The organism is Micromonospora sp. Utrum1 (assembly GCF_057197805.1).
On record NZ_CM170071.1, the window covers coordinates 2,566,785 to 2,589,430 of the forward strand.

The following is a 22,646-nucleotide window of genomic DNA, read 5'->3' on the forward strand; positions in this document are numbered from 1 at the left end:
GACGAAAGGCCCGCGTCATGATGACGCGGGCCTTTCGACGTCTGGAGGACGGGATGAACCTGCTCGTGGTGGGAGCCAGCGGCTTTCTCGGTGCCGAGGTGTGCCGGCAGGCCGTCGCGGCCGGGCACCGGGTGGTGGGCACGTACCACTCGGCCGCCGTCGCGGTGTCGGGCGTCGCGCCGCGCCGGCTCGACGTCACCGACCGGGCCGCGGTCCGCGCGCTGCTGACCGAGGTACGCCCCGAAGCCGTCGTGGCCACCCCCTACCGGTACGACGACTGGGCGGTCACCGCGGACGGGGCGGCCCACGTCGCCTGCGGCGCCGCCGAGGTCGGGGCGCGGCTGGTGCACCTGTCCAGCGACGCGCTGCACGCCGGCCGGCCGACGCCGTACGCCGACGACGACGTGCCCACGCCGGTGCACCCGTACGGGGCGGCGAAGGCGGCCGCCGAGACCGCGGTGCGGGCCGTCGACCCGGGGGCGGTGCTGGTGCGGACCTCGCTGATCGTGGGGGAGGGGAGCAAGCAGATCCAGCTCTGCCGCGACGCCCTGGCCGGCCGGGCGGTCCTCTTCACCGACGAGGCCCGCTGCCCGGTGCACGTGACCGACCTCGCCGCGGCGGTGCTCGAACTGGTGCCCACCGACCTGGCCGGCCCGCTCAACGTGGCCGGCCCGGAAGCGGTCAGCCGCGCCGAGATGGGTCTGCTGGTGGCCCGGCACGACGGCCTCGACCCGGCCGGCCTCAAGACGGCCACCATCGCCGAAGCCGGCCTGCACCGCCCCGCCGAGGTACGCCTCGACTCCTCCCGGGCCGCCGACCTGCTGCGGACCCGGCTGCGCGGAATCACCGAGGTGCTTGCCTGACCTCTTGATGCACAGTTCTTGTGCACAGCTATTGTGCAAAGGAAGTGTGCACAGATATTGTGCATGGCATGGAGAACGAGACGTCGCGTCCCGAGCCGCGCGAGGTGCGGCTCGACCATCGACAGGTGCGGGTGCTGGCCCACCCGCTGCGGATGCGCCTGGTCGGCGCCCTGCGGGTGAAGGGGCCGTCGACCGCCACCGCGCTGGCCGAGATGCTCGGCACCAACACCGGGGCCACCAGCTACCACCTGCGCCAGCTCGCCGAGGTGGGGCTGGTCGTGGAGGACCCGGAGCGGGGCACCGGCCGGCAGCGGTGGTGGCAGGCCGCGCACGACGTCACCAACTGGGATCCCAGCGACTTCGACGACGACCCCGACGCCCGCGCGGCGATCGACTGGATCCAGGGCGATCAGGTGCGCCTCCTGGCCCACCATGCCGAGCAGTGGTTCGCCAGCCAGCACGAGTGGGCGCCGGAGTGGCGGGACGCCTTCGGCATGAGCGACATCTTCATGACCATCCCGGCCGCCCGGCTGCAGGCGATCGAGGCCGAGGTCTGGGAGCTGCTCGAGCGCCACCGGAACGAGGCTGACGCGGCCGAACCCGGCGCCGAGCAGGTGCAGATCTACCTCGCCGCCTACCCGATGCCGAAGGAGTTCCGGTGACCGCGCTCTCCGTACGCCAGGTCCGGTTCCGCTACCTCACCCTCTACGGTCTGCGCTGGCTGCCCAGCGGCCTGCTCATCCCGGTGATGATCCTGCTGATGCAGGAGCGCGGCCTGTCGCTGTCCCAGATCGGCCTGGTCGCCACCGCCCAGGGCCTGCTGGTGCTGGCGCTGGAGTTGCCCACCGGTGGCCTCGCCGACGCGCTCGGCCGCAAGCCGGTGCTGGTCACCGCCTGGGTGGTCTGCCTGGCCTCGCTGGTGCTCTTCGTCGTCGCCGACTCGTTCTGGATGTTCTTCCTGGTCTGGGCGATGCAGGGGATCTACCGGGCGCTCGACAGCGGCCCCCTGGAGTCGTGGTACGTCGACGCCACCCTGGCCGCCGACCCGGAGGCCGAGTACGAGCGCGGCCTGGGCTGGGCCGGCACCGTCATCGGCGTCGCCATCGGCGCCGGCGCGCTGCTCAGCGGCGGCCTGGTCGCCCTCGGCCCGGTCGGTCCGGTCAGCGCGCTGACCCTGCCCGTGCTGGTGGCCATCGCCCTCCAGGCGGTCTCGCTGGTGGCGCTCACCGTGCTGCTGGTCGAACACCGGCCGGCCAAGGGGACCGCCGCCCTGCGGGCCTCGGTGGCCGAGGCGCCCCGGATGGTCGCCCAGGCCATCGGCCTGCTGCGCAGCAACCGGGTGCTGCTCGCCCTGGTCGCCGTCGAGCTGTTCTGGGGCTTCGGCATGGTCACCTTCGAGTCGCTGCTGCCGGTGCGGCTGGCCGAGGTGGTCGGCGACCCGGACCGCGCCGCCGCGCTGCTCGGCCCGGCCGGCTCGGCGGCCTGGCTGGCCAACGCCGCCGGCGCCGCGCTGACCCCGCTGATGCTGCGCCGCCTCGGCGCCGCGCCCGCCGCCGCGCTCATGCGGGTGCTCCAGGGCGTCACCGTGGTCGGGATGGGCCTGCTCGCCGGCCCGGTCGGGGTGCTCATCGCCTACCTCGCCTGCTACACCGTGCACGGCGCGTCGAACCCGCTCCACATGGGACTGCTGCACCGGCAGGTCGACGGGCCGTACCGCACCAGCGTGCTCTCGCTGAACTCGATGATGGGCCAGCCGGCCGGTGCGCTCGGCGCGGTGGTGCTGACCGCCCTGGCCGACGCGACCAGCATCACCGTCGCCATGCTGGTCGGCGCCGTGGTGCTCGCCGTGGCCGCGCCGCTCTACCTGCCGGCCTGGCGGGCCGGGCGTCGGACGCCGGCACAGGAGCCCGCCGACCTGGCCGCCGGCCCGGGCCATCCCGGCCCGGCGCTCGACCCCGCCGGCCCGGTGGACCCGGCCACGGTCGTCGCCTCCGCACCCGCACGCTCGGACTGACCGCCTCGCATCCGGCCCCGGCCGACCCGCCAGGTCTTGGAGGTGGCGGGTCGGTGCGGCAGGGAGGCCGTCAGGCCGGCGGGGTGGTTGGTTCGGGCCGGTTCGGCAGTCGCAGCGCGGGGAGGTGGTCGTGGCCGGCGGATCAGCCCAGGTGGACCGAGGTGCGCGGCTCGGTCCCGGTGTAGCCGAGCCGGCGGTAGAGCCGGATCGCGCCGACGTTGGCGGTGTAGACGCCGAGCGCCACCTGGTCGTGCCGGGCGAACAGGGCGCGGGTCATGCCGGCGGTGAGCGCCGCGCCGAGCCCGCGGCCCCGGCGGTCAGGCGCCACGGTCAGCCCGGCCAGGAAGCCGACGTCGCCCCGGCTGCGGTCGGCGCCGCAGGCCACCAGGCGGTCGCCGTCGCGGATGCCGTACCAGTCGACGATGCGCGGGTCGCCCGGGCGGGAGGTCGTGCTGGGGAAGGCCTCGTCGATCAGCGCGGCCAGCGCGGGATGGTCGGCCTCGGTGAGGCGGACCACCCGCTCCTCCTCCGGCTGCTCCGGCGGCGCCGTCGTGGTCCAGAGAAAGTCCCACTCGTCGAGCCGGGCCACGGTGAGCCGGTCGGCCACCTCCTCGGCGGCGGTGCGGGGCAGGTGCAGCCACTGGCCGGGGTGCAGCGTCCCGTCCGCCACCAGGCCCGCGAAGACGTCCAGCGCCGGCCCGGCCGCCCCGAGCGCGCCGCCGGCCGGCCCCTGCTCCGGCGGGAGCAGCCAGCCGACCGCGCCGTCCCGTCGCCAGCCCCGCGCCTCCCGGTCCCGCCAGAGGGCGTGCCGGGCGTACGGGTGGTGGCCGGTGGCGGCGAGCAGGGTGTCCCGTCCCAGCAGGACCTGGTCGGCAGTGATCATGCGGCCAGCCTACGAGAGGAGATTCCGTGACCCCCATCCACTCCGTGCGCCCGGTGCGCCTGCCCGGCCCGCGCTGTGTGCTGCGGGAATGGGCGGACGACGACGTGCCGGCGCTGCACGCCCTGCTGACCGATCCACGGGTGTTCGACCGGGTGCTGGACGACCGGCCGCCCACGCGGGACGAGGCCGGCGCCGCCCTGTCCGGCTGGCGCGAGGAGGCGGCCGGCGAGCCGCGGCCGGCGTACCGGCTGGCCGCCGTCGGCGGGGCCGGCGACGACTCCGCCTCGGCGCGTCCGGCGCCGCGCGTCGGCCTGGCGTCGCCGCTGCTCGGGCTGGGCACCCTGACCATCGAGAGCGTGCCGCACCGGCGCGGCGAGATCGGTTACGTGGTGCACCCCGACCACTGGGGCCGGGGCCTCGGCACCGAGATCGCCCGGCTGCTGCTGAGCCTGGCGTTCGACCAGGTGGAGCTACACCGGGTGGAGGCGACCACCCGGCCGGACCACGTCGCCTCGCGGCGGGTGCTGGAGAAGGCCGGCATGCGGCCGGAGGGGGTCAGCCGGGACCACCTGCTCGTCCGGGGCTCCTGGTGGGACTCGGTGCGGTACGCGATCCTCGCCACCGATCGCTGACGCCACCCACCGCGGGCGTTCCACGGTGGAGATTGACGAACAGACCGATCGGGTACATCCCCGGCGACCTACTGGGACCCCCCACCGGAGGAACGACCATGCTCGCCATTCTCGCGGCCATCGTGTTCGGCTTCGCCCTGTTGATCGATTTCCTGAACACGAACTTCGGCGCGCCCGACCTGTTCAACACCCACACCCTCATGCTCATCGGCTTCCTGCTGCTCTCCCTCTACCTGGCCGGCGTCGGGTCCGGCCCCCGGGGCGCCGGTGGCGGCCGGTGGTACCGGGGCCGGCGTCCGGGTCGCGGCTGACCGGAAACGACCATCCGGGCCGGGCCGGCGGCGCGATTCCAGCGTCGTCGGCCCGGCCCGGTACTGTTCTCGTGATGGAATCCGACGCCCTCTTCACCCTCGGCGAACCCGCCGGAGCGCCCAGCGCCCCCGCGGGTCCCGGCGGCGTCGACGGGTTCACCGCCGCCGCGGCGGATTCGCCGCTGCCGGTCCGGATGCGCCCCGCCAGCATCGACGAGCTGGTCGGTCAGGACCACCTGCTCGCCCCGGGCGCCCCGCTGCGGCAACTGGTCGAGGCCGCGGCCCCGATGTCGGTGATCCTCTGGGGGCCGCCCGGCAGCGGCAAGACCACCATCGCGCACCTGGTGGCCCGGGCCACCGACCGTCGCTTCGTCGCCATGTCCGCGCTGACCGCCGGGGTCAAGGACGTCCGCGCCGTCATCGAGACCGCCCGCCGGCAGCGCCGCGCCGGCGGCCCGCCGACCGTGCTCTTCATCGACGAGGTGCACCGGTTCAGCAAGACCCAGCAGGATTCGCTGCTCGCCGCCGTGGAGGACCGGACGGTCACCCTGCTCGCGGCGACCACCGAAAACCCGTACTTCTCGGTCATCTCACCGCTGCTGTCCCGCTGCGTGCTGCTCACCCTCCAGCCGCTGGACGACGACGCCGTCCGCGGCCTGCTGCGCCGCGCGGTCGCCGACGAGCGCGGGCTGGGCGGCGCGCTCACCCTGGAGACCGACGCCGAGGACCACCTCGTCCGCCTCGCCGGCGGCGATGTCCGGAAGGCGCTCACCGCGCTGGAGGCGGCGGCGGCCACCGCGACCGCGCTCGGCGCCGGCCGGATCGACCTCGCCGTCGCCGAGCAGGCGGTCGACGTGGCGGCCGTCCGCTACGACCGCGACGGCGACGCCCACTACGACGTGACCAGCGCGTTCATCAAGAGCATGCGCGGCTCGGACGTGGACGCCGCGCTGCACTGGCTGGCCCGGATGCTGGTGGCCGGCGAGGACGCCCGGTTCATCGCCCGGCGCATGGTGATCTTCGCCAGTGAGGACGTCGGCATGGCCGACCCCACCGCGCTGACGGTCGCCACCGCCGCCGCGCACGCCGTGGAATACGTCGGCCTGCCCGAGGCCCAGCTCAACCTGGCCCAGGCGGTCATTCACCTGGCCACCGCCCCGAAGTCCAACTCGGCCACCACCGCCATCGGCGCGGCCATGGCCGACGTGCGCGCCGGTCGCGGCGGGGCGGTGCCGCGCGGGCTGCGCGACTCCCACTACGCCGGTGCCCGGGGCCTCGGGCACGGGGCCGGCTACCGCTACCCGCACGACGACCACCGCGGGGTGGTCACCCAGCAGTACGCTCCGGACGACCTCGTCGGGACCGACTACTACCAACCCAGCGGACACGGCGCGGAGCGGGCGGTGGCCACCCGGCTGCCGCTGCTGCGCCGGATCGTGCGCGGGCTGCCCTCGCCGCCTGCGCGGGCGGAGGCCGCGGTGAACGGCGGCCGCCCGGCGGGCGCCGAACGGGTCGACGGGGCGAACGAGGGCGGCGGCGACGCCGTCGGGGAGGGTCAGCAGTGATGGCGCGTGGTCCGGAGCGGCCGGCGGATGGCCCCGACGAGCGGCGGGACCCGCGTGCCAAGGGCCGTCGGTGGGGGCGGGGCAAGGCCGACGCCGAGCCGGACGAGGCGACCGCCGGCGAGGAGTTCGGCTGGATCGACGACCTGCGGACGGCCAAGCAGCAGCGCAACGACCTCGGCCCGGACGGGTCGGCGCCCGGCGCCGTGCCGCCCGCGCGGGGCGGGTTGCCACCCGCCGCGCCGGGGCCCCGACCCGGTCCGCCCGCGGCCGAACCGCCCCGGGCCTCCCGCCCGGGCGCGGCGCCGCCGCCCGGGGCCACCCGGCCCGGGCCGGAGACCCCGCCCGCTCGCCGCGCCCCCGAGGCCGGTCCCGCCGCGCCACCGGTCCGCCCCGGCGGCCCCGATCCGGCGGCCCCGCGCCGCCCCGTCGACGGCCCCTGGCCCGGCACGCCCGAACCGACCCGGCGCCCCGCCGAACCCACCCGCGGCCCCGCCGAGCCGTCCCGCCCGCCCCGCCGGACCCCGGACGCGCCGAGCGGCCAGCAGCCACCCCTCGCACCGGCTCCCGGCCGGGTGACCGGCCCGCCCGGTCCGCGCGTCGCGCCCCCCGCCGGCCCGGCTCCCGGCCGCGCCGGCCAGGGCGCCGGTCCCGCCCCCGACCGCGGTTACGGCGGCCCGAACCCCGGTCCCGGCTGGCCGCAGGCCGCGGGCCCGGAGGGCGCCCGGTCCGCGGTTCCGCCGACCCCACGCGGCCGGCACGGCGCCGAGGCGCCCGCCGCGCCGGCCGGCGGCCCCCGGCCCGGTGCCGTGGACCCGGCCCGCCCCGTCTCCGGTGGCGCCCGGCGCGCCCTGTCCGACGACGCCGACCCGGGCGTCCGCCCGGTCTCCGGCGCCGGTCGCCGGTCGGCCCCCGAGGGCGGCGCGCCCGCACCCGGCCGTCGCGGCGCCCCCGACCTCGACCCCGGCGTCCGCCCGGCCTCCGGCGGCGGCCGTCGGGCGGTGCCCGACGGTGCTCCGCCCGTCGCCGGCCGCCGGCCGGCCGCCGGTGCCGTCGACCCCGCGGTCCGGCCCGTCTCCGGTTCCGGCCGGCGCGCCGCCGTCGAGCCCGAGACCGGCCGCGCTGGCGTGCCCTCGGCGCGCGCCGCCGCGCCCGGCGTCGGCCGGCCCGGCGAGCCGGTGACCGGTGCGCCACACCCGGGCGACCCCGAGTCGCGCCGGGGCCGCGCCCCGCAGCGCTCCCAACCGTCCACCGCCGGCCCGTCGCCGGTGGAGGGTGCGGGCGGACCCGCCGGCGGCCGGCCCGCTGGCCGTCGTCGCGCCGGGGAACCGGACCAGCCGGTGGTGCCGCGCAGTGGAAACGCCCCGCCGATGCCCGGCGTGGCACCGGACGGGCCCGCCGTGGGCCGCCGGGCGGACGGCCCGGGCACGCCGACCCCGCACCGCGTCCCGGCCGACGCTCCGTCCGGCCCCCGACCCGGTCCCGATGCCGACGCGCCGCCGACCGGCCGCCGAGCCGCTGCCGTCCCGCCGATGCCGACCGGCCGCCGCGCGGCTCCGGACGCACCGGCGGCCCCGCCCGGTCGCCGTGGCGCTTCCGAGGACACCGCGCGGCCGGCCGGCGGGCGGGCAGTGCCGGACGACGCCGCCACGCCGCGCGGCCGCCGGGCCGCTCCGGGCGAGGCAGCGCCGTCCGGTCGACGGGCCGCCGCCGATGACGCCGGGACACCGGCGGGTCGCCGGGGTGCGTCCGACGACGCGCCGATGTCGTCGGGCCGCCGCGCCGCCGGCGACGAGCCGGCCGCGTCCGGCCGCCGTGCCGCGTCCGACACGCCGGGCGGCCGTCGTGCCGCGTCCGGCGCCGCGGCGGGCCACCGTGCCGCCCCGGACGCGCCGGGCGGATCCCCTGGCACCGGCGACGCTCCGCCGGTCGCACGTCGCGGGGCCCGCGAGGACGCCGACGAGCCGCGTCCGCAGCGGCCCGAGCGGCCCGCCGACTGGCTGCGACAGGCCGGCCGCACCTCGCACACCGACCCCGCCATGCCGGCCGTCCGCCGCCCGGGCGGTGCGCCGGCCGACGAGCCGACCGCCGCGCGGCGCGGCGGGCCGGCCGGCCCCGACCGTGGCCCGGCCGGCCGGGTCGGCGCGGCCCTGCCGCCGGTGAAGAGCGACCAGCCCGGCCCCGCCCGCGGCGCGGCCCGACCCGGCGGCCCGGCCGCCCGGCCGGCCGCTCCCGACGACCGCGCCCGTGGCACCGCCCGTCCGGACACCGACCGCACCGGTGGACTGCCGGCCGGCGGTCCCCGGCCCGGCGGACGCGCGCCGGTTGACGACCCGGCCCGCACGGGCGGTTTCCCGGCCGGCGGTGTGGCGACCGGCGACCGTCCGGGCGGGCGCGGCCCCGGCGGTGACCCGGGCCGCACCGGCGGGTTCCCGGCCGGTGACCCGGCGCGTGGCGGGGGCCTGCCGGCCGGCGGTCCCCGGTCCGGCGGACGCGCGCCGGTTGACGACCCGGCCCGCACGGGCGGTTTCCCGGCCGGCGACCCGGCGCGGACCGGTGGCTTCCCCGCCGGCGGCGTCCCGCCGGCGGGCGACCGCCACCCGGCCGGCGAGCCACGCGCCGCCGCCGGTGCACCCGCGGTGGCCCGGGCGGCCGCCTCGGTGCCCCGCCCCGCGGGGCCGGACGAGCGGACAACCGGTCGGGCCACCCCGCTCACGCCGGAGCCCAACCGGCCCGGCCCGGGCGCCGTACCGCCGGGGCCCGGCGCGCCGGCGGTGGCGCGGGCCGCCGCGGTCGTACCGACGGGGGAGCCGGCGGGGGCGCGGCCGGGACCGGGCGACGGCGCCGGACCGGCGCTGCTGCGGGCCGAGGCCACGCCGGGGGAGGCCGACGACGCGGTGGGCGGCCTGCGGGGCGCCCGCTCGGAGCTACGCCGGCAGATGCGCGAGCGGCGGCGGCTGCGGATGGGCATCCTCGCCCTGGTCAGCGTGGTGCTGCTCGGCGCGGTGCCGCTCTACTTCGGGCTGCGCACGCTGAGCCACGATCCGGTCTTCGACACCCTCGACGCGCTGAGCGTGCCGACCTGGGCGGCGACGAAGACGGTGGACAACGTCAGCGGCAGCCGCTGGTGCCTCCAGGACTGCCGGCTGCGGGAACGCACCGTCGAGTCGCAGAAGGCCTGGAAGGAGACCGCCCAGGTCTACGAGACGGCCCTGACCCGGGACGGCTGGCGGCGCTGGAAGGTGGACCGCTGCCCGGAGCAGAAGGTCAAGGGGAACTACACCTGCTGGCGTCGGGACGAACTCACCCTCGATCTCTGGGTCCGCGAGCCGACCTGCGTGCCGCCGGCGGTGGACGGCGAGTCCGCGCCGTCTCCGGCGCCCGCGGCCGCAGCGGGGGAGTGTGCCGGCTCGTTGGTGTCGGTGAAGGTGCGCAACGCGATCGACGACGAGCGCACCGGACCACAGCCGAGCACCGATCCGTCGCTCACCGGTGAGGACCCGTACCCGACCCTCACCGACGATCCGCTCGGCGAGCCGACACCCTCACCGTCGTGAGCCGGTTTCCATCACGGACGGTAGGGTCTGGGGCTGGCGGGCCAGCCTGCGCCTGCTGACCGAGGTGGGTCGGCGTGGGGCGGACCGGGTAGGACGGTCGCGCGTCCCGGGGCGTCGGGTCCCGGGACACTGCTTGAGGAGGACATGCGCGTGAGTGGTGGAGAGATCGCTGCGCTGATCGCGGCCGGCGCGTTCCTGATGCTGGTGCTCGTGCTCGCGGTGCCGATCCTGCGGCTGCGGCACACCGTCGACGCGACGACCCGCATGATCGCCGACCTGAACGACCGCACCGCGCCGCTGCTCGGTGACGTGAACACCACGGTGAAGAACGTCAACACCGCCCTGGAGCAGGTGCAGACCTCCCTCGACGGGGTCAACCTCCAGCTGGCCAAGGTGGACACCATGACCACCCACGCGCAGAACGTCACCGCCAACGTGGCGAACCTGGCCGCCGTGGTCTCCGCCGCCGCCGCGAACCCGCTGGTCAAGGTGGCCGCGTTCGGCTACGGCGTGCGCAAGGCCGCCGCCGCCCGCCGCCACGCGGAGACCGAGCGCGAGGTGCGCGACACCATCAAGCAGCAGCGCCGGGCCGCCAAGCGCGGCAACCGCTGACCCGGCCGGCCGACAGCGGGAGGATGAGAGCATGAGGCGGTTGTTCTGGCTGGGCATCGGCCTGGCCGTGGGCGTGCTGGTGGTCCGCAAGGCCACCCGGACCGCGCAGGCGTACACCCCGGCGGGGATCGCCAGCGGGCTGTCCGAGTCCGCCGGCGGTCTCGTCGAGTCGGTCCGGAGCTTCATGGACGACGTGCGGGCCGGGATGGCCGAGCGCGAGCAGGAGATCCACGAGGCCTTCGCCCGCGGCGAGGCGTACGACGACCAGTTCGCCGAGCTGCGGGAGGACCCGCGCATCGGCGACCGAGAGATTTTCCCGGAGGAGCACCAGCGATGAAGACGGCGGAGATCAAGCGGCGGTACCTCGCCCACTTCGAGGCCAACGGCCACGCCGTGGTGCCGTCCGCTCCGCTGCCCGCCATCAGCGACCCGAACCTGCTGTTCGTCAACGCCGGCATGGTGCAGTTCGTCCCCTACTTCCTGGGCCAGCAGACCCCGCCGTACCGGCGCGCGGTCAGCGTGCAGAAGTGCATCCGGACGCCGGACATCGACGAGGTCGGCAAGACCAGCCGGCACGGCACGTTCTTCCAGATGAACGGCAACTTCTCCTTCGGCGACTACTTCAAGGACGGCGCCATCCCGCTGGCCTGGGACCTGGTCACCAAGCCGGTCGAGGCGGGCGGCTTCGGGCTGGACCCGGAGCGGATCTGGCCGACGGTCTACCTCGACGACGACGAGGCGTTCCAGATCTGGCGGTCGGTGGGCGTGCCCGCCGAGCGGATCGTCCGCCGGGGCAAGGCCGACAACTTCTGGTCGATGGGCATTCCCGGCCCGTGCGGCCCGTGCTCCGAGCTGTTCTACGACCGCGGCCCCGAGTACGGCCGCCAGGGCGGGCCGGCGGTCGACGAGGACCGCTACATGGAGTTCTGGAACCTCGTGTTCATGCAGTTCGAGCGGGGTCCGGGCACCACCAAGGAGGACTACCCGATCCTCGGCGAGCTGCCGGCGAAGAACATCGACACCGGCATGGGCCTGGAGCGGATGGCCTCCATCCTCCAGGGCGTCGACAACCTCTACGAGATCGACGAGGTCCGGCCGATCCTCGACAGGGCCGCCGAGCTGACCGGCAAGCGCTACGGCGCGCACTCCGGCCACGTGGCCAGCGAGTCGCACCCGGACGACGTGCGCCTGCGGGTGATCGCCGACCACGTGCGCACCGCGCTGATGCTGATCGGCGACGGGGTGACCCCGTCGAACGAGGGCCGCGGCTACGTGCTGCGCCGGATCATGCGCCGGGCCATCCGCGCGGTCCGCCTCCTCGGCTACCAGGACCGGGCGCTGCCCGAGCTGCTGCCGGTGGCCCGGGACTGCATGGCCCCGTCGTACCCGGAGCTGGCCGAGGAGTTCGGCAGGATCTCCCAGTACGCGTACGCCGAGGAGGACGCCTTCCTCGCCACGCTGCGGGCCGGCACCACGATCCTGGACACCGCCATCGCGGAGACCAAGTCGGCCGGGCAGGCGGCGATCTCCGGTGACAAGGCGTTCCAGCTGCACGACACGTACGGCTTCCCGATCGACCTGACCCTGGAGATCGCGGCCGAGCAGGGCCTCCAGGTCGACGCGGAGGGCTTCCGCCGGCTGATGGCCGACCAGCGCAGCCGGGCCAAGGCCGACGCGCAGGCGCGCAAGACCGGGCACACCGACGTGTCGGCGTACCGGTCGGTGCTCGACGGCGGCGGGGCGGTGGAGTTCACCGGCTACACCGAGCTGAACCGGGAGTCCCGGGTGCGCGCGCTGCTGGCCGGCGGCGCCGAGGTGGCCGCGGCGGTCGAGGGCGACACGGTCGAGCTGGTGCTCGACACCACCCCGTTCTACGCCGAGGGCGGCGGTCAGCAGCCCGACCAGGGCCTGATCACGGTCGGCGGCGGCCAGCTCGAGGTCTTCGACGTGCAGCAGCCGGTGCCGGGCCTGATCGTGCACCGGGCCAAGGTGCTCCGCGGTGAGGTGCGCGCCGGCGAGACCGGCTACGCCGAGATCGACGTGTCCCGCCGGCGGGCCATCTCCCGCTCGCACACCGCCACCCACCTGGTGCACCAGACCATGCGCAACTTCCTCGGCGAGTCGGCCACCCAGGCGGGTTCGCTGAACGCGCCGGGCCGGCTGCGGTTCGACTTCAACACCCCGACCGGGGTGGCGCCGAGCGTGCTGCACGACGTGGAGCAGCAGGTCAACGAGGTGCTCCTGGCCGACCTGGAGGTGCACGCCTTCATCACCACCCAGGAGGAGGCGCGCCGGATTGGCGCCATGGCCCTGTTCGGCGAGAAGTACGGCGAGCGGGTCCGGGTGGTCGAGGTCGGCGACTACGCCCGCGAGCTGTGCGGCGGCACGCACGTGGCCCGCTCGGCCCAGCTCGGCCTCGTCAAGATCCTCTCCGAGGCGTCGGTCGGCTCCGGCGTGCGCCGGATCGAGGCGCTGGTCGGCATGGACGCCTTCGGCTTCCTGGCCCGCGAGCACCTGCTGGTCTCCCGGCTCGCCGAGCTGTTCCGGGTGCCGGGCGACCAGGTCGCCGACCGGGTCGAGCAGACCGTCACCCAGCTCCGCGACGCGGAGAAGGAGCTGGAGAAGCTCCGCGCCCAGCTCGTGCTCGGCGGGGCCGCGGCCCTGGCGGCGCAGGCGAAGGACGTCCGGGGCGTGGCGTACGTCGGCACCGAGGCGCCCGAGGGCGCGGCCGGCAACGACGTCCGGACCCTGGCCCAGGAGATCCGGGGCCGGATCGACCCGGCCCGCCCGGCCGTGGTCGCGGTGGCCGCCCGGGCGGGCGGCAAGGCGTCCCTGGTGGTGGCGGTGAACCAGGCCGCCCGGGGCCGGGGGCTGACCGCGAAGGACCTGGTGAAGGCGGCCTTCTCCGGTCGGGGCGGCGGCAGCGACGACCTCGCCCAGGGCGGTGGACTGCCCGCCGCGGAGGCGCCGAACCTGCTGGCCACCGTGGAGAAGGCGATCGCCGACGCCTGATGATGCGCACCGATCGACGCCAGGGCGGACCGCCGGGTCCGCCCTGGCCCGTACCCGGGGGGAAGTGTCCGGTAGATGGCTGACCTGTCCCGTGGTGTCCGGCTCGGCGTCGACGTCGGGCAGGTGCGCGTCGGGGTGGCCCGGTCCGACCCGCACGGCATCCTGGCCACCCCGCTGGTCACCCTCGCCCGCGACCTGACGGCCGCGCCGGACGCCGTGCCCACCGACATCGCCGAGCTGGTCCGGCTGGCCGCCGAGCACGAGGCGGTCGAGATCGTGGTGGGTCTGCCGGTCAACCTCGCCGGAAAGCACGGCCCCGCGGCGGCGAACGTCTCGGCGTACGCTGCCCGGTTGGCCGATGTAATGGGGCCGATTCCGGTGACGCTGACGGACGAGAGGATGTCGACCGTGGTGGCTAGTCGTAGGCTGGCCGAACGGGGCGTCCGGGGAAAGCGCCAACGGGCGGTGGTCGACCAGGCCGCCGCGGTGGAGATTCTGCAGAGCTGGCTGGACGCGCAGCGGAGGCGGACGCAATGATCGACGATCTTGATCTGGGGTTCGACGAGGCGGAGAGGGGGGAGAAGGGCCGGCACCGGCGCGGCGCCGTGCGCAAGCGCAACGGCGGGTCGGGTGGCGGCCGGGGCAAGACCATCTTCGCCCTGCTCATGGCGCTGGTGCTGCTGGGCGGCATCGGCGGTGGCGCGTACGTCGGCTTCGACCGGATCCGCAACCACTTCGTCACCCCCGACTACGACGGCCCGGGCACGGGCGAGGCGCTGGTCGAGGTGAAGGCCGGCGACACCCTCACCGACATCGGGAACACCCTCTTCGAGGCCGGTGTGGTGAAGAGCACCAAGGCGTTCATCGAGGCCGCCGACGCGAACTCGCGCAGCAAGAACATCCAGGTCGGCCGCTACAAGGTCCGCAAGCAGATGAAGGCCGCGGACGTGATCACACTGATGCTCGACCCGAAGAGCCGGGTGGTCAACGGGGTGACCATCCCCGAGGGCACCATCAGCCTGAACATCTACCAGATCCTCTCCAAGCAGACCAAGATCCCGGTCAAGGACTTCCAGACCGCCGCGAAGGACCCGGTCAAGCTGGGCGTGCCCGCCTACTGGTTCAACCGCGAGGACGGCAAGAAGGGCCCGAAGAGCATCGAGGGCTTCCTCTACCCGTCCACCTACGAGATCCCGCCGAAGGCCACGGCCGAGCAGATCCTGTCGATGATGGTGAACGAGTTCCTCCGGGTCGCCCAGCAGCTCGACTTCGTCGACCGGGCGCAGAAGGAACGGAAGATCTCCCCGTACGAGGCGCTGATCACCGCCTCGATCGCCGAGGCGGAGTCGGTCAACGCGGTGGACCTGCCGAAGGTCTCCCGGGTGATCTACAACCGGGTCTACGCCGGCAAGATCGGCTGCAAGTGCCTCGGCATCGACAGCGGCATCAACTACTACTTCCGCCTCCAGGGCAAGGATCCGAAGGACTCCGACGACCTGCTGCAGAGCGAGATCAACGACCTGAAGAACCCCTACAACACGCACAACGTGGCGGGCCTGCCGATCACCCCGATCAGCAACCCGGGCGAGGCAGCGCTCAAGGGCGCCCTGGAGCCGCCGCCCGGTGACTGGATCTTCTTCATGACGGTGGACCAGAAGGGCACCATGGGCTACGGCTCGAACGACGCCGACTTCCGCAAGCTGCAGAAGCAGATGTGCGACAACAAGGTGCTCACCGGGGAGAACTGCAGTTGATGAGGGCCGCCGTGGTCGGCCGGCCCATCGCCCACTCGCTCTCCCCGGTGATCCACAACGCCGGGTACGCGGCGGCCGGGCTGACCGGGTGGTCGTACACCCGGATCGAGTGCGGAGCCGACGAGCTGGCCGGCCTGGTCGCGGGCCTGGGCCCGGAGTGGGCCGGCCTGTCGGTCACCATGCCGGGCAAGGAGGCCGCGCTCGCGCTGGCCGACGAGGTCTCGCCGGTCGCCGCCGCGGTCGGCGCCGCCAACACCCTGGTACGCCGCCCGGACGGCACCTGGTACGCCGACAACACCGACATCGCCGGCATGGTCGACGTGCTGACCGCCGCCGGCTGTGCGGCCGGTGCGACGGTGACCGTGCTCGGGGCGGGCGGCACCGCCCGGGCGGCCGTCGCGGCGGCGGCCCGGATCGGCGCGGCCGAGGTCACCGTGGTGGCTCGCCGGCCGGAGGCGGTACAGGAGCTGTGCCTGATGGCCGAGGCGGTCGGCGTCCCGCTGGTCGGCGCGCCCTGGGACGGCGACCCGGCGCACGCCCGGGCGGACCTGGTGGTCTCCACGGTGCCGAAGGGCGTGGCCGACCCGCTCGCCGACAACTTCGACTGGCGGCCGGCGACGGTCTTCTTCGACGTGGTCTACGACCCGTGGCCCACCCCGCTGGCCGCCGCGGCGCTGGCGGCCGGCTGCCGGGTGGTCTCCGGGCTGGACCTGCTGCTCGCCCAGGCGCTCGGCCAGTTCGAGCAGTTCACCGGGGTGTCCGCGCCCCGGGAGGCGATGCGCGCCGCGCTGGCCGAGGCCCGCGCCGTGGCCTGACCCTGAGGGGCGTGGCCCGGGCCGCGCGCCCGCCGACCGGACGGGCGCGTCCGCAGGGCGGGACGCGGCGGGCACGGCGACGCGGTGGACACCGGGCGTGACAGACTGACCGCTGTGTTGCGCTGGCTGACTGCAGGTGAATCGCACGGACCCGCCCTCGTCGCGCTGCTGGAGGGAGTGCCCGCCGGCATCGAGGTGACCACCGCGGAGATCTCCGGCGAGCTGGCCCGGCGCCGGCTCGGCTACGGCCGGGGCGCCCGGATGTCCTTCGAGCAGGACGAGGTCGAGATCATCGGCGGGCTCCGGCACGGCCTGACGCTGGGCAGCCCGGTGGCCATCCGGGTGGGCAACTCGGAGTGGCCGAAGTGGCGCACCGTGATGGCCGCCGACCCGGTCGACGCGGACGAGCTGGCCGGGCAGGCCCGCAACGCCCCGCTCACCCGCCCCCGCCCCGGCCACGCCGACCTGGCGGGCATGCAGAAGTACGGCCACACGGACGCCCGGCCGATCCTGGAGCGGGCCAGCGCCCGGGAGACCGCCGCCCGGGTCGCCGTGGGCGCCGTCGCCAAGGCCCTGGTCAAGCAGGCCCTCGGCATCGAGATCGTCTCGCACGTGGTGGAGCTGGGCCCGGTGGCCGTGAAGCCCGGGTTGCGCCCCGCCCCGTCCGACGCGACCCGGATCGACGCCGACCCGCTGCGCTGCCTCGACCCGGAGGCCAGCGCCCGGATGGTCGCCGAGGTCGACGCAGCGAAGAAGGCCGCCGACACGCTGGGCGGCGTGGTCGAGGTGCTGGCGTACGGGGTGCCGCCGGGCCTGGGCAGCCACGTGCAGTGGGACCGCAAGCTCGACGCCCGGCTGGCCACCGCGCTGATGTCGATCCAGGCCATCAAGGGCGTGGAGATCGGCGACGGCTGGCTCCAGGCGCGCTCCCGCGGCTCCGAGGCGCACGACGAGATCCTGCCCACCGCCACCGGCGTGCGCCGGGTGACCGATCGGGCCGGCGGGCTGGAGGGTGGCATCACCACCGGCGAGCCGCTGCGGGTGAAGGCGGCCATGAAGCCGATCTCCTCGCTGAACCGGGCGCTGTCCACGGTCGACGTGCTCACCGGCGAGCCGGCCACAGCGATCAACCAGCGCTCCGACGTGTGCGCGGTGCCGGCGGCGGCCGTGGTGGCCGAGGCCATGGTGGCGCTGGTGCTGGCCGAGGCGGCGGTGGAGAAGTTCGGCGGCGACTCGGTCGCCGAGATGCGCCGCAACCTGTCCGGCTACCTCGACGCGCTGGTGATCAAGTGAGCACCCGGCCGGTCTGCGTGCTGGTCGGGGCGCCCGGCTCCGGCAAGACCACGGTGGGGCAGGCGCTCGCCGCGGCGCTCGGCGTCGAGTTCCGGGACACCGACACCGACATCGAGCAGCTCGCCGGCAAGCCGATCCCGGACATCTTCGTGGACGAGGGGGAGGAGCACTTCCGTACCCTCGAACGGGCCGCCGTGGCGGCGGGGCTGGCCTCGCACGCCGGGGTGCTCGCCCTCGGCGGCGGCGCGGTCCTCGCCGAGGAGAACCGCGCCGCGCTGATCGGGCACACCGTGGTGCACCTGTCGGTGGAGCTGCCCGACGCCGTGAAGCGGGTCGGGCTGGGCTCCGGCCGGCCGCTGCTGGCGCTGAACCCGCGCGCCACCCTCAAGCACCTGATGGAGCAGCGCCGCCCGCTCTACACCGAGGTGGCCACGGCGACCGTGCGCACCGACGGGCGTACCCCGGAGGAGATCGCCACCGAGGTCGCCGCCCTGCTCAAGCCCTGACCGGCACCGGCCGGGGGGCCCGCTCCGGCCGCCAGGTGACCAGCAGGGCGAGGGCGAGCAGGATCTCGGCCAGGTCCCCGCCGTAGTACATGAGAGTCGCGCCGGCCCGCAGATCGTCGCCGGTCGCCGGCACGTCCACCAGCACGCCGGCGTAGAGCAGTTGGGCGAGCACGGCGTGCGCCGCCACGCCCACCCCGAGCACCACCAGGCGGACCGGGACGCGGGGGCGGTGCGGACCGGGATCCGGACCGGCGATGGACCAGGTGAACAGGAAGCCGCTGAGCACGAAGTGCAGCAGCACCAGCGTGTGCAGCGCCGGATGGGTCAGGGTGGCCCGGTAGAGCGGGGTCAGGTAGAGCAGCCAGAGCCCGCCCGCGGTGAGCAGCAGGCCGGTCACCGGGTGGGCGAGCGCCCGGAGGGCCGGGTGCCGCAGCAGCCGCAGCGCGGCCCGCCCGACCCGCCGATCCACCGTGCGCAGCGCCAGCGAGCCGGGCGCGCCGAGCACCAGGGCCAGCGGCGCCAGCATGCCGAGCAGCAGGTGCTGGGCCATGTGCCCGGGCAGGTCGGTGGTGGGCAGCAGCAGCCCGGCGGCGAGCAGCGCCGCGCCGAGGCCGAAGCTCGCCGTCCGCCGGTGGTCCCACCCGGGCCGGTCCGGGTCCCGTTGCCGCAGCGCCGCCGCCAGGTAGGCCCAGAACAGCAGCAGGGGTACGAGCGCGGCGGCCGGGAAGCCGCCGGCCGGGTGCCCGGCGTGGGCCAGGCTCACCGCCGCTCCGGGGCGCAGAGGTCCACGACGTCCGCCCGCCGCTGCACCGCCCACCCGACGGCCACGAGGACCGCGCCGAGCGCCAGGAAGCCCAGGTCCCACCAGAGCTGGTGCGGGCCGGTACGCACGTGGTGGATGCCGAGGATCTGGTGGTCGACGATCCCCTCGACCAGGTTGAACAGGCCCCAGCCGACGAGCGCCCAGCCCCACAGCGCGGGGGAGCGCCACAGCCGGCCCCGGGACCGGGTGACCCGGGCGTAGAGCAGGGCCAGCCCGGTCAGCACCGCCACCCAGGTGACCGTGTGGAACAGGCCGTCCCAGAGGCTGTTCATCTTCAGCCCGGCCACCGTGTCCACCGGGTAGTACCTGATCCCGATCCGGTCGCTGTCCGTGCTGCTCAGCAGGTGGTGCCACTGGAGCAGCTGGTGGAGCAGGATCCCGTCGACGAACCCGCCGAGTCCCACCCCGAGGATGGTCGCCGGCACCCGGATGTCCGCGCCGTCGATGGTTGATCGGGTCATGCCTGTACCTCCGCCGTCGGGGGGTCTCGTCCCACAGTTACTGCCCGCTCCTGTGCGGTCAAACGTCGGTGACGCCCGGCGGCCACGGAGTGGACACTCGCCGCCCCGGGGCCGTCCGCTCGACTAGGCTGCCGGCGATGGACGAGGTGACCCGGATCCCGGTCGGCGGCGAGCGGCCGTACGACGTGCTGGTGGGACGCGACCTGCTCGACCCGCCGCCCCGGCTGCTGCCCGGCGCCGAGCGGGTGGCCTTCCTGCACGCGCCCCCGCTCAAGGGGCTGGCCGAGGAGTTGGCCGAGCGGGTGCGCGCGGCCGGGGTGGCCCCGCTGCTCATCGAGGTGCCGGACGCCGAGGCGGCCAAGCACGTCGACGTGGCGGCCGCCTGCTGGGACCGGCTCGGCGACGCCGGCTTCACCCGCACCGACGCGGTGGTCGGGGTGGGCGGCGGCGCGGTCACCGACCTGGCCGGCTTCGTCGCGGCCAGCTGGCTGCGCGGGGTGCGCTGGGTGCCGGTGGCGACCTCGCTGCTGGGCATGGTCGACGCCGCCGTCGGCGGCAAGACCGGGATCAACACCGCCGCCGGCAAGAACCTGGTCGGTGCCTTCCACCCGCCGGCCGGGGTGATCTGCGACCTGGCGACGCTGGACAGCCTGCCGCCGGCCGACCTGGCCGCCGGGATGGCCGAGGTGGTCAAGTGCGGGTTCATCGCCGACCCGGCGATCCTCGACCTGGTGGAGCGGGAGCCGGCCGCCGCGCTGGACCCGACCGGGCCGGTGACCCGCGAGCTGGTCGAACGGGCGGTGCGGGTCAAGGCCGACGTGGTCTCCGGCGACCTGCGCGAGTCCGGGGTGCGCGAGGTGCTCAACTACGGGCACACCCTGGCGCACGCGATCGAGAAGGTGGAGGGCTACCGCTGGCGGCACGGCCACGCCGTCGCGGTGGGCCTGGTCTACGCGGCCACCCTGGCCCGGCTCGCCGGGCGGCTGGACGCGGCCACCGCGGAGCGGCACCGGGCCGTGCTGGCGGCGCTCGACCTGCCCACCGGCTACCGGGCCGACGCCTGGCCGGAGCTGCTCGCCGCGATGCGGGTGGACAAGAAGGCCCGGGGCAGCGTGCTGCGCTTCGTGGTGCTGGACGGCCTGGCCCGCCCGGCGATCCTCGAGGCGCCGTCGGACGAGCTGCTGGCGGCGGCGTACCGGGAGATCAGCTCATGAGGGTGTACGTGCTCAACGGGCCGAACCTGGGCCGGCTCGGCACCCGCCAGGTCGACGTCTACGGGGTGACCAGCTACGCGGACCTGGTGACCATGTGCGAGGAGACCGGCCGCGAGCTGGGGCTGGACGTGGTGGTCCGGCAGACCGACGCCGAGCACGAGCTGCTGGGCTGGCTGCACGCGGCGGCCGACGAGGGCGCGGCGGTGGTGCTCAACCCGGCAGCCTGGTCGCACTACTCGATCGCGGTCCGGGACGCCTGCGCCATGCTCCGCGGCCCGCTGGTCGAGGTGCACATCTCCAACATCCACGCCCGCGAGGAGTTCCGGCACCACTCGGTGGTCTCCGCGGTGGCCACCGGGGTGATCTGCGGGTTGGGCGTGGACGGCTACCGGCTGGCGCTGCACCACCTGGCCGGCCGCCCCGCCGCCGACGGCGGCTGACGAGCCGGCCCGGATCCCGCCCGGCTGCGCCAGCCGGCGGCTGTGGTGGCTCTCCGGAGTTGCGCCACCCGCAGCGCGGCACATGGTGATCGCGGAGAGCCACTGTGCGCCGGTGGCTGCAGAGCAAAGCGGCGGCCGGGTGGGCTGGGGCTGGGGTGGTGGGTTCGGGTGCGGTGCGTGACGTTCGGCACGTTCGGACGGGTGAACCGGGTCGGTGGGCCGAGGCCGGTACGCAGCGCGGCGGCCCCGGTTCGACACAGCTAGTAGACTTCGTGGGTCTGTCCGCCAATTGAAGATCAAGGCAGGAAATGGCCTCCACCAACGACCTCAAGAACGGCCTGGTACTCAACCTCGACGGCGAGCTGTGGGCCGTCGTCGAGTTCCAGCACGTCAAGCCCGGTAAGGGCGGTGCGTTCGTGCGTACCACGCTGAAGAACGTGCTGTCCGGCAAGGTGGTCGACAAGACCTTCAACGCGGGCACCAAGGTCGAGACCGCCACCGTCGACAAGCGCACCATGCAGTACCTCTACGCCGACGGCGAGGACTACGTCTTCATGGACCTGGAGACGTTCGACCAGATCACCGTCCCCGGCGGCACCGTCGGTGAGGCGGCCAACTACCTCCTCCCCGAGGCCGAGGCCACCGTCGCCACCCACGAGAGTGTGCCGCTCTACATCGAGCTGCCGACCTCGGTCGTGCTCGAGATCACCTACACCGAGCCGGGCCTGCAGGGCGACCGGTCGACCGGCGGCAACAAGCCGGCCACCGTCGAGACCGGCGCCACCGTCCAGGTTCCGCTCTTCATCACCACCGGCGAGAAGATCAAGGTCGACACCCGCGACGGCCGTTACCTCGGCCGAGCCTGATGGCCGAGGGTCCCAAGCAGCAGATGCCGGCGCGCCGCAAGGCGCGCAAGCGGGCGCTGGACGTGCTCTTCGAGGCCGACCTGCGGGACCGGCCGCCGGTCGAGGTGCTCGCCGGCTACCTGGAGCGGATCGAGAAGCCGCGCCCGGACCACGTGGACTACGCGGTCGGCCTGGTCGAGGGCGTCGCGGCGCACCTGGACCGGATCGACGAGGTGATCGCCAGCTACGCCGAGGGCTGGACGCTGGACCGGATGCCGGCGGTCGACCGCAACCTGGCCCGGATCGCGGTCTACGAGCTGCTCTACGTCGACGAGATCGACGACGCGGTGGCGATCAGCGAGGCCGTCGAGCTGGCCCGGCAGATGTCGACCGACGACTCGCCGCGCTTCCTCAACGGCATCCTTGGCCGGATCGCCGAGTACGCCACCCGCTGAAACACCCCGTACGCGACGAAAGGGCCCGTGCCGTCCGGCACGGGCCCTTTCGTGTGCGACAGCGGTCGGTCAGGACGCGAAGAACGCCCGCGGGTCGGCGACCAGCACACCGTGCTCGGTGAGCCGCTCGATCAGGCCCGACGGCGAGGCGTCGTAGACGATCGCGAGGGCGCGCAGGTCGTCGGCGCGGATGGAGAGCACCCGGCCGTTGTAGTCGCCGCGCTGCTGCTGGATGGCGCGGGCGTACCGGGCGACGTAGGCCAGGTCCTCGGAGGCCTCGTCGTAGAGCCGCTCCAGGTCCAGCACGATCTTGCTGGTGGGCTCGTGGCGCACTCCGCTGCCGTCGGGCAGCAGTTCCGAGACGGGAACGCGGTAGAAGTCGGCCAGCTCCGCCAGGCGGGACACGGTGACGGCGCGGTCGCCACGCTCGTACGAGCCGACCACCACGGCCTTCCACCGCCCGTTCGACTTCTCCTCCACACCCTGCAGGGACAGGCCCTGCTGCTGGCGGATGGAGCGCAGGCGGGCGCCCAGCGACTTGGCGTATTCAGAGGGCATTCGGACACTCCCAGTGCTGCTCGGGGTTCTCCCAGC

Annotated in this window: 23 protein-coding genes; 19 read left to right on the top strand and 4 right to left on the bottom strand. The window is 75.2% G+C overall.

Annotation, left to right across the window (positions count from 1 at the left end; all coding sequences use genetic code 11):
* Window positions 1–53: 53 nt before the first annotated feature.
* From AC0OLQ_RS12320 to AC0OLQ_RS12330, 3 genes are all read left to right on the top strand, one after another.
* Entirely contained in the window at window positions 54–863 is an 810-nt protein-coding gene (locus tag AC0OLQ_RS12320) for an SDR family oxidoreductase (protein WP_484531427.1), read from the top strand.
* A gap of 68 nt (window positions 864–931) precedes the next feature.
* Window positions 932–1,525: a helix-turn-helix domain-containing protein gene (locus AC0OLQ_RS12325; RefSeq protein WP_484531428.1), complete on the top strand. Its 594-nt coding sequence runs from the start codon at window positions 932–934 to the stop codon at window positions 1,523–1,525.
* A complete protein-coding gene (locus AC0OLQ_RS12330; RefSeq protein ID WP_484531429.1) occupies window positions 1,522–2,877 on the top strand; it encodes an MFS transporter in 1,356 nt (451 codons plus the stop codon). Before AC0OLQ_RS12325 ends, AC0OLQ_RS12330 begins: the two co-directional genes overlap by 4 nt.
* A 142-nt stretch (window positions 2,878–3,019) precedes the next feature.
* On the opposite strand, the gene AC0OLQ_RS12335 is transcribed toward AC0OLQ_RS12330, so the two are convergent.
* On the bottom strand, window positions 3,020–3,760 hold the full coding sequence (locus AC0OLQ_RS12335) for a GNAT family N-acetyltransferase (protein WP_357332899.1): 741 nt from the start codon (window positions 3,758–3,760) through the stop codon (window positions 3,020–3,022).
* A 26-nt stretch (window positions 3,761–3,786) separates the two neighbouring features.
* Between AC0OLQ_RS12335 and AC0OLQ_RS12340 the strand changes: the two genes are divergently transcribed.
* The 12 genes from AC0OLQ_RS12340 (at window position 3,787) to AC0OLQ_RS12395 (ending at window position 17,814) form a co-directional block, all read left to right on the top strand.
* The gene (locus AC0OLQ_RS12340) at window positions 3,787–4,392 is read left to right on the top strand and encodes a GNAT family N-acetyltransferase (protein ID WP_484531430.1); all 606 of its coding nucleotides are present in this window, start codon (window positions 3,787–3,789) and stop codon (window positions 4,390–4,392) included.
* A gap of 98 nt (window positions 4,393–4,490) precedes the next feature.
* Entirely contained in the window at window positions 4,491–4,703 is a 213-nt protein-coding gene (locus tag AC0OLQ_RS12345) for a hypothetical protein (RefSeq protein WP_107079061.1), read from the top strand.
* A gap of 74 nt (window positions 4,704–4,777) precedes the next feature.
* Window positions 4,778–6,268 carry a replication-associated recombination protein A gene (locus AC0OLQ_RS12350; protein ID WP_484531431.1) on the top strand — a complete coding sequence of 497 codons (1,491 nt, stop codon included), beginning with the start codon at window positions 4,778–4,780 and terminating at the stop codon, window positions 6,266–6,268.
* Window positions 6,269–9,204: 2,936 nt separating this feature from the next.
* Complete coding sequence (locus tag AC0OLQ_RS12355) at window positions 9,205–9,822, top strand: hypothetical protein (RefSeq protein WP_484532330.1); 618 nt, start codon at window positions 9,205–9,207, stop codon at window positions 9,820–9,822.
* 150 nt (window positions 9,823–9,972) lie between these two features.
* Complete coding sequence (locus AC0OLQ_RS12360; RefSeq protein WP_357342426.1) at window positions 9,973–10,434, top strand: DUF948 domain-containing protein; 462 nt, start codon at window positions 9,973–9,975, stop codon at window positions 10,432–10,434.
* Window positions 10,435–10,465: 31 nt separating this feature from the next.
* Complete coding sequence (locus AC0OLQ_RS12365; RefSeq protein WP_484531432.1) at window positions 10,466–10,771, top strand: DUF6167 family protein; 306 nt, start codon at window positions 10,466–10,468, stop codon at window positions 10,769–10,771.
* Window positions 10,768–13,446, top strand: a complete 2,679-nt coding sequence (gene alaS / locus AC0OLQ_RS12370) for an alanine--tRNA ligase (RefSeq protein ID WP_484531433.1) — start codon at window positions 10,768–10,770, stop codon at window positions 13,444–13,446. Before AC0OLQ_RS12365 ends, alaS begins: the two co-directional genes overlap by 4 nt.
* A 75-nt stretch (window positions 13,447–13,521) precedes the next feature.
* Window positions 13,522–13,983 (top strand): Holliday junction resolvase RuvX, encoded by a 462-nt coding sequence (gene ruvX, locus AC0OLQ_RS12375; RefSeq protein ID WP_357342430.1) that lies wholly within the window; start codon window positions 13,522–13,524, stop codon window positions 13,981–13,983.
* Complete coding sequence (gene mltG, locus AC0OLQ_RS12380) at window positions 13,980–15,200, top strand: endolytic transglycosylase MltG (RefSeq protein ID WP_484531434.1); 1,221 nt, start codon at window positions 13,980–13,982, stop codon at window positions 15,198–15,200. The genes ruvX and mltG overlap by 4 nt, the downstream gene beginning before the upstream one ends.
* Entirely contained in the window at window positions 15,200–16,015 is an 816-nt protein-coding gene (locus AC0OLQ_RS12385) for a shikimate dehydrogenase (RefSeq protein ID WP_484531435.1), read from the top strand. Before mltG ends, AC0OLQ_RS12385 begins: the two co-directional genes overlap by 1 nt.
* A gap of 114 nt (window positions 16,016–16,129) precedes the next feature.
* Window positions 16,130–17,308: a chorismate synthase gene (gene aroC, locus AC0OLQ_RS12390; protein ID WP_484531436.1), complete on the top strand. Its 1,179-nt coding sequence runs from the start codon at window positions 16,130–16,132 to the stop codon at window positions 17,306–17,308.
* Window positions 17,305–17,814, top strand: a complete 510-nt coding sequence (locus AC0OLQ_RS12395) for a shikimate kinase (RefSeq protein ID WP_357342439.1) — start codon at window positions 17,305–17,307, stop codon at window positions 17,812–17,814. The genes aroC and AC0OLQ_RS12395 overlap by 4 nt, the downstream gene beginning before the upstream one ends.
* Here the strand turns inward: AC0OLQ_RS12395 and AC0OLQ_RS12400 are convergent.
* Together AC0OLQ_RS12400 and AC0OLQ_RS12405 are read right to left on the bottom strand one after the other, a co-directional pair.
* A complete protein-coding gene (locus AC0OLQ_RS12400; RefSeq protein ID WP_484531437.1) occupies window positions 17,804–18,577 on the bottom strand; it encodes a cytochrome c oxidase assembly protein in 774 nt (257 codons plus the stop codon). The genes AC0OLQ_RS12395 and AC0OLQ_RS12400 overlap by 11 nt on opposite strands.
* Window positions 18,574–19,098, bottom strand: coding sequence for a DUF2243 domain-containing protein (locus AC0OLQ_RS12405; protein WP_484531438.1), 525 nt, complete (start codon window positions 19,096–19,098; stop codon window positions 18,574–18,576). Before AC0OLQ_RS12405 ends, AC0OLQ_RS12400 begins: the two co-directional genes overlap by 4 nt.
* Before the next feature lie 137 nt (window positions 19,099–19,235).
* Here AC0OLQ_RS12405 and aroB point away from each other — a divergent pair, with 137 nt between their 5' ends.
* The 4 genes from aroB (at window position 19,236) to nusB (ending at window position 22,052) form a co-directional block, all read left to right on the top strand.
* The gene (aroB, locus tag AC0OLQ_RS12410) at window positions 19,236–20,312 is read left to right on the top strand and encodes a 3-dehydroquinate synthase (RefSeq protein ID WP_357342446.1); all 1,077 of its coding nucleotides are present in this window, start codon (window positions 19,236–19,238) and stop codon (window positions 20,310–20,312) included.
* A complete protein-coding gene (gene aroQ, locus AC0OLQ_RS12415; protein WP_484531439.1) occupies window positions 20,309–20,752 on the top strand; it encodes a type II 3-dehydroquinate dehydratase in 444 nt (147 codons plus the stop codon). The genes aroB and aroQ overlap by 4 nt, the downstream gene beginning before the upstream one ends.
* Window positions 20,753–21,060: 308 nt before the next feature.
* Window positions 21,061–21,618, top strand: coding sequence for an elongation factor P (gene efp, locus AC0OLQ_RS12420; RefSeq protein ID WP_355639802.1), 558 nt, complete (start codon window positions 21,061–21,063; stop codon window positions 21,616–21,618).
* A gap of 23 nt (window positions 21,619–21,641) precedes the next feature.
* Entirely contained in the window at window positions 21,642–22,052 is a 411-nt protein-coding gene (nusB, locus tag AC0OLQ_RS12425) for a transcription antitermination factor NusB (RefSeq protein ID WP_357342604.1), read from the top strand.
* Between the two features lie 69 nt (window positions 22,053–22,121).
* On the opposite strand, the gene bldD is transcribed toward nusB, so the two are convergent.
* Complete coding sequence (bldD, locus tag AC0OLQ_RS12430; protein ID WP_013285505.1) at window positions 22,122–22,610, bottom strand: transcriptional regulator BldD; 489 nt, start codon at window positions 22,608–22,610, stop codon at window positions 22,122–22,124.
* Window positions 22,611–22,646: the final 36 nt, after the last annotated feature.